Genomic DNA, 5,670 nt, shown 5'->3' with positions numbered 1-5,670 from the left:
GGTTTCTCGACCAAATTTCTGAGAAGGAACCAAAATTATCGCAGAAACCCGGTTTCTCAACCCCCACCCAGATTCAGAAACCGGGTTTCTTAACCAAATTTCTGAGAATGAACCAAAATTATCGCAGAAACCCGGTTTCTAGCCCCCCACCCAGATTCAGAAACCGGGTTTCTTAACCAAATTTCTGAGAATGAACCAAAATTATCGCAGAAACCCGGTTTCTAGCCCCCCACCCAGATTCAGAAACCGGGTTTCTCGACCAAATTTCTGAGAATGAACCAAAATCTATGCAGAAACCCGGTTTCTAGCCCCCCACCCAGATTCAGAAACCGGGTTTCTCGACCAAATTTCTGAGAATGAACCAAAATTATCGCAGAAACCCGGTTTCTAGCCCCCCACCCAGATTCAGAAACCGGGTTTCTCGACCAAATTTCTGAGAATGAACCAAAATTATCGCAGAAACCCGGTTTCTAGCCCCCTACCCAGATTCAGAACCCGGGTTTCTTGACCAAATTTCTGAGAATGAACCAAAATTATCGCAGAAACCCGGTTTCTAGCCCCCCACCCAGATTCAGAAACCGGGTTTCTCGACCAAATTTCTGAGAAGGAACCAAAATTATCGCAGAAACCCGGTTTCTAGCCCCCCACCCAGATTCAGAAACCGGGTTTCTATGAGAGTTGTTGGTGGGTGGCAAAGGTTGACTTAAGAAACCCGGTTTCTGGGGCCTCTGGACAAGAACCCGGGTTTCTGCGATAATTTCTCTCGGTTTCCTTATTCTAAATTAGATATGCCACGTCGCGAAGTTATCTTTGAAGCGGGTAATTATTATCATGTTTACAACCGAGGGAATAACCGTCAGCTAATCTTTTTTGAACGAGATAACTATATTTATTTTTTACGTCAGTTAAGAACCCATCTGATTCATCGCGGCGTTGATATTATTGCGTATTGTTTGATGCCAAATCACTATCATTTATTAGTCCATCTGAAAACCGAGCATTTTTCTAATCTGATGCAGGCATTTACTTTGTCTTATACTAAAGCGATTAATCAGCGTTATAAAAGGGTTGGGTCACTGTTTCAGGGACGGTTTCAGGCAATTCATGTAGATAAAGAAGAATATTTATTAAATCTGACTCGCTATATTCACTTAAATCCCGTCGAGGCTAATTTAGTTGAGAAAGCGGAGAATTGGGAGTTTTCCAGCTATCAAGACTATATTAATTTGCGTCAGGGTAGTTTGCCAAAATTGGATGGATTAGATTTTTTATCGGCGGATGCTTATCGGTATTTTTTAGAAGATGTAAATATAGAAAATGTCAGTAACAATTTAACTTTTGAAGAGTAGCCCCAGGGACAAGAAACCGGGTTTCTGCGTTAAGTCTTGCCACCCAACCCAAACTTAAATTAAGAAACCCGGTTTCTAACCTCTCCAAACAAGAAACCACTCCAGGGACAAGAAACCGGGTTTCTGCGTTAAGTCTTGCCACCCAACCCAAACTTAAATTAAGAAACCCGGTTTCTAACCTCTCCAAACAAGAAACCACCCCAGGGACAAGAAACCGGGTTTATGCGATAATTTATGTATGCTAACCGAAATCTTCGTCAATTACCCGGTTTCTCAATTTTCCAAGAGGTCATGATATGCAGTTGAGGTTTGAATGGCATGAAGAAAAAGATGAAATGCTTCCGGAATATGATTTTACCGGCGGTTTGCGTGGCAAGCATTACGAGGCATATCGCAAAGGACATACGGTCACCATTCATCAAACCGATCGCCCGGATATTGTTCAATATTTTACCCTGGAAGATGGAGCAATTATGCTCGATCCAGATGTGCGAGAATATTTCCCTGATGCTGAAACGGCGAACATGGCTTTACGCACGTTGATTAGTTTGTTTCCGAAAAATAGTCAGGTCATTTGAAGTCAGCAGGAAAAAAACCCCGTTTCTGGGGTCGATAAGAAACCGGGTTTTTATTTTAAATCCGTAAAAATCCGAGTAAAACCTTCTTGAGCAAAATGTTGATCGTGAGTCAGAACTTCTGTGATGCCCCTTTGTTTCATCACTATCATGGAAATGCAATCCGTTAGACTATAGCCTTTGTCTAAACGCTGACCATACAAGCTCAGTCCTAACTCGCGAATTTCTGGGGTATAAGCAATCACTTCGATGCTTGGCTCTCGCCGCATTTGTAAACACAGAGCGAGTCCTTTTTGTCGCATTAGGCTGCCTTTAGAGGCGGCGTATGCTAAAATCTCATCAATTACACCATCGGTTGTAATGATGGGTACTTCTGGATAGTTGTGTGCATAATTTAGAGCGACTTGATGCCAGTTATCCCGTGGGTTCAGCAGAGCTATCCAATAAAAGGTATCCCCAAAAACTCGCTTCATAATTCACGCTTGGGAGTTCCATAGATGTAATGATCGTGTTGTTCTGCTCCATCGGTCGGTAAGGTGGCTAAAATATCTGGAGGAATATCTGAAACAAGCTCTTGAATAAATGAGCCAAATGGCTTGGATTGTTCTTGTTGGCGGTGATATTTCAATTTAGCCAATAATAGAAAGTCAAAAACCTCTTCAATGACGATATCAGGAGATTGTTCAATTTCGTGAATCAGTTGTTCTTTTATGGTCATAAATTTGTGTTTTTTGATTTAAGCATCAGTTATCATCTTAAATAGTATAACTTATAAAGAAACAGGGTTTCTAGCCTCTCCAACTTCGGCAAATTCACCGTGCCCTGCACCCTAAAGGGTGGGGCTACACGAACAAAGCCCGCCTGCGCGGGCTAATCCAGGAAATCGAGTTTTACTAACCGGATTTGGTATGACTTCGGCAAAGAAGAAACCGGGTTTCTTTCCTAAATCTGTTGCAATTAAGCAAAATTTAGGCAGAAACCCGGTTTCTTGTTCCTTGAGTTCTCTAAGCGGCGAGAACTGGGGCACTCATCGGAACAACAGGTTCCGAGAGGAGTTGGTTATAAACGAGGGCGAGTCGATTGGCGACACTGTCCCAGCTAAAGGCTAATTCTACTCGCAGGCAACCGGAACCTCCGAGTTCGTCTCGCCATTCGGGGTTGCTGAGGATCCGGTCGATCGCCACTGCAAAGGCCCGTTCATCTTTCGGAGGGGCCAAGAGTCCGGTGATTTCCGGGACGACGGTGAATTTTAATCCACCCACATCGCTGGCAACCACGGGGGTCCGACTTGCCATTGCTTCGATCGCCACTAATCCAAAGGGTTCATAGTGACTGGGGACAACACAGACATCGGCGGCAGCATAGTACAGATGCAGGTTCGTTTTGCCTAACTGTCCGGGGAAGGTGGTAATGTCATCAATTCCCAGTTCTTTGACGATGCCATGAATGCGATCGCGTTCGATACCATCACTTTGTCCGGGACGATAACCGCCTCCAATAATCAGTTGCAATTTGTCGCGATCGCTCTCTAATAAGCTAGACTGTCCCACGGCACGCACCAGGGTCTCGATTCCTTTACGGCGATCAAATCGACCCACATACAGAACCACTTTCGCATCGGGTTTAATCCCTAATTCTGCTCGTGCTTCGGCCCGACTGACACTGCCAAATCGGTTGATATCCGTCCCACAGGGAATCACTTCGATTTCCCCCTGGGTTGAGACCAGTTTCCTCATGTGCTGTTGTTCTTGAGGACTGGTAGCAATGATGCGATCGGCAGTTTCCAGACAGGCTTTTTCCGTTGCCAGTCGGGTAGTGGCGATCGCCGGTTTATCAGTGATGGATTGATACTTAACAACACCCAGGGAATGATAGGTATGCACCAGTCGCAGCGGTTGATGCTTGGATAGTTCCATTCCCACCCACGAAGATAACCAATAATGGCTATGAATCAGGGAATATTGAATACCTTCTCTGTCTTGGAATTCCTGGAACGCTTTCACAAACTCAGGCAGGTATCCAAATATTTTATCTCGACCAATAAACCTCGCTGGTCCTGCACTTAGGCGGATAGTTCGACAATCGGGATGGTGATTCACAATTGCCGCTTGTTCGGGATGATTTCGGCGGGTAAACATATCCACCTTCCATCCGAGTTTGGCAAGGGCCAAGCCGACTTGGAGAACGTAAACGTTTTGGCCTCCGGCCTCTTCCTTACCGATTTCTGCGGCGGGGTCGCCAGTAACAGAAATTAAAGCAATCCGATTTTTGTTTAGGTTTAGCATAACTTTGATCTTCACCTCATGCCTTGTTAGCTTGCTGAATTGCTCGATGGGGTTCATGCCATGAGGTTCAGACAAACCGAACAAATTACTCGTCTAAGGACACTAATGAGATCGCGCAAATGAATAAAGTTTACCGATCTTTCAGTCTCCTCTCAATGCCGACGGGGTTAGCTAATGGGCGAGGATTGAGAGATATCCCTTTTCTCGGTGGAGAAAATAAGCCCCTGAGTGGGTTCCCCCGCTTCAGTTGTTGGATAGGATTAGCAGCGCTTATCCCGGAGATTAACCCGGGTTATGCAAACCCCCAACTGGATTAGGCTGACTTATTTGAACTAATCGTAATATAACCTACTCCTCCTGAAATTTTCCATACGTCGCAAGATAGATTTGAGGTGGGGCCTCAATTTGGGGGTTGCATCTATCTCCAGATAGAGATTTGAGTATGTCTCGGGATATAAATCATCCGTTAACCGGGGAAATGGGTGGAAAGGCGATCGCAATAGACAGCCGCTACAATTAAATAAATCATGCCCTAACCCTGACCCATAGCACCTCAAGGATTTCTGGGACTTGAGGTAAACTATTAAGCATTTATGTCATCTTAGGCAGAAATGACGGGGGAACTATTTTAACTTAATTATTTTCTTTTTATGCTGGATTGGATTACGAACACAATTACCGCTTTAAACTATTGGGGCATCGCTTTGTTGATGTTTCTGGAGAATATTATTCCGCCCATTCCTTCGGAACTGATTATGCCCTTGGCTGGATTTACGGTTACCCAAGGTAAACTCATCTTTTTTGGGGTAGTCGTTGCTGGAACGATTGGCTCTCTTCTCGGGGCCTTACCTTGGTATTATGGGAGTAGAAGACTGGGTGAGACTCAATTAAAAACCTGGATAGACCAACATGGAAAATGGCTAAATTTGACCCATGAAGATATTAATAAATCTCAAGATTGGTTTAAAAAATATGGGGCCTTAGTTGTTTTATTTGGACGTTTAATTCCCGGTATTCGCACCTTTATTTCGGTTCCTGCGGGTTTGCAAAAGATGCCCTGGCTGGAATTTTTAGGGTACTCGTTGATTGGGTCACTCTGCTGGAATCTTTTGCTGACTTATGCGGGCTTTGTCTTGGGGCAGAATTATGGGCTGGTTGAGCAGTTTTTAGGTCCCGTTGCCGCAGTTGTGCTGGTTGGATTGGCTCTTTTCTTCATTGTCTGGGTAGTCCAGCGGAAAAGGCAGTAGCAGCAGAACTTACGCAGATTTTGAGAATCTACCCTAAATGTAGCCGCGATTCGCGAATCGCCTCTACATTTCCTCTACATTTAGGGTGGCTTCTCAACATTCGGATGGGTGTTGAGTTGATTGAGGGGATTGCAAAATATAAATCCTCCAAACGTTCAACTGCAAGGAAGGTATGTGTAGGGGCGCAATGCTTGCGCCCCTGGGGCGCAAGCAT

The 5,670-nt window shown here is 44.7% G+C and carries 6 protein-coding genes and 1 riboswitch; of the genes, 3 read left to right on the top strand and 3 right to left on the bottom strand.

All coding sequences use genetic code 11. The annotated features are described in order from the left end of the window. Positions 1 to 788: 788 nt before the first annotated feature. Together NG833_RS28290 and NG833_RS28285 are read left to right on the top strand one after the other, a co-directional pair. The gene (locus NG833_RS28290) at positions 789 to 1,349 is read left to right on the top strand and encodes a transposase (RefSeq protein ID WP_254568606.1); all 561 of its coding nucleotides are present in this window, start codon (positions 789 to 791) and stop codon (positions 1,347 to 1,349) included. 296 nt (positions 1,350 to 1,645) lie between these two features. Then, positions 1,646 to 1,927, top strand: coding sequence for a hypothetical protein (locus NG833_RS28285; protein WP_254568605.1), 282 nt, complete (start codon positions 1,646 to 1,648; stop codon positions 1,925 to 1,927). A 50-nt stretch (positions 1,928 to 1,977) separates the two neighbouring features. Here the strand turns inward: NG833_RS28285 and NG833_RS28280 are convergent, their stop codons facing one another. The 3 genes from NG833_RS28280 to NG833_RS28270 form a co-directional block, all read right to left on the bottom strand. Then, positions 1,978 to 2,397: a type II toxin-antitoxin system VapC family toxin gene (locus NG833_RS28280; RefSeq protein ID WP_254568604.1), complete on the bottom strand. Its 420-nt coding sequence runs from the start codon at positions 2,395 to 2,397 to the stop codon at positions 1,978 to 1,980. Further along, on the bottom strand, positions 2,394 to 2,642 hold the full coding sequence (locus tag NG833_RS28275) for a hypothetical protein (protein WP_254568603.1): 249 nt from the start codon (positions 2,640 to 2,642) through the stop codon (positions 2,394 to 2,396). Before NG833_RS28275 ends, NG833_RS28280 begins: the two co-directional genes overlap by 4 nt. A gap of 286 nt (positions 2,643 to 2,928) precedes the next feature. Next, the gene (locus NG833_RS28270; protein WP_254568602.1) at positions 2,929 to 4,209 is read right to left on the bottom strand and encodes a glycosyltransferase family 1 protein; all 1,281 of its coding nucleotides are present in this window, start codon (positions 4,207 to 4,209) and stop codon (positions 2,929 to 2,931) included. A gap of 141 nt (positions 4,210 to 4,350) precedes the next feature. Then, positions 4,351 to 4,485, bottom strand: a riboswitch (cyclic di-AMP (ydaO/yuaA leader). Between the two features lie 374 nt (positions 4,486 to 4,859). On the opposite strand from NG833_RS28270, the gene NG833_RS28265 reads away from it, so the two are divergent. Next, complete coding sequence (locus NG833_RS28265; RefSeq protein WP_254568601.1) at positions 4,860 to 5,456, top strand: DedA family protein; 597 nt, start codon at positions 4,860 to 4,862, stop codon at positions 5,454 to 5,456. Positions 5,457 to 5,670: the final 214 nt, after the last annotated feature.

The organism is Oscillatoria sp. HE19RPO (assembly GCF_024220515.1).
In the GTDB taxonomy this organism is placed as follows: domain Bacteria; phylum Cyanobacteriota; class Cyanobacteriia; order Cyanobacteriales; family Laspinemataceae; genus Laspinema.
This window is presented reverse-complemented; position numbering and strand designations above follow the sequence as displayed.

Coding starts and splice junctions, on each gene's coding strand:
- NG833_RS28265 (WP_254568601.1), top strand. CDS start 4,860: ATGCTGGATTGGATTACGAACACAATTACCGCTTTAAACTATTGGGGC.
- NG833_RS28280 (WP_254568604.1), bottom strand. CDS start 2,397: ATGAAGCGAGTTTTTGGGGATACCTTTTATTGGATAGCTCTGCTGAAC.
- NG833_RS28290 (WP_254568606.1), top strand. CDS start 789: ATGCCACGTCGCGAAGTTATCTTTGAAGCGGGTAATTATTATCATGTT.
- NG833_RS28285 (WP_254568605.1), top strand. CDS start 1,646: ATGCAGTTGAGGTTTGAATGGCATGAAGAAAAAGATGAAATGCTTCCG.
- NG833_RS28270 (WP_254568602.1), bottom strand. CDS start 4,209: ATGCTAAACCTAAACAAAAATCGGATTGCTTTAATTTCTGTTACTGGC.
- NG833_RS28275 (WP_254568603.1), bottom strand. CDS start 2,642: ATGACCATAAAAGAACAACTGATTCACGAAATTGAACAATCTCCTGAT.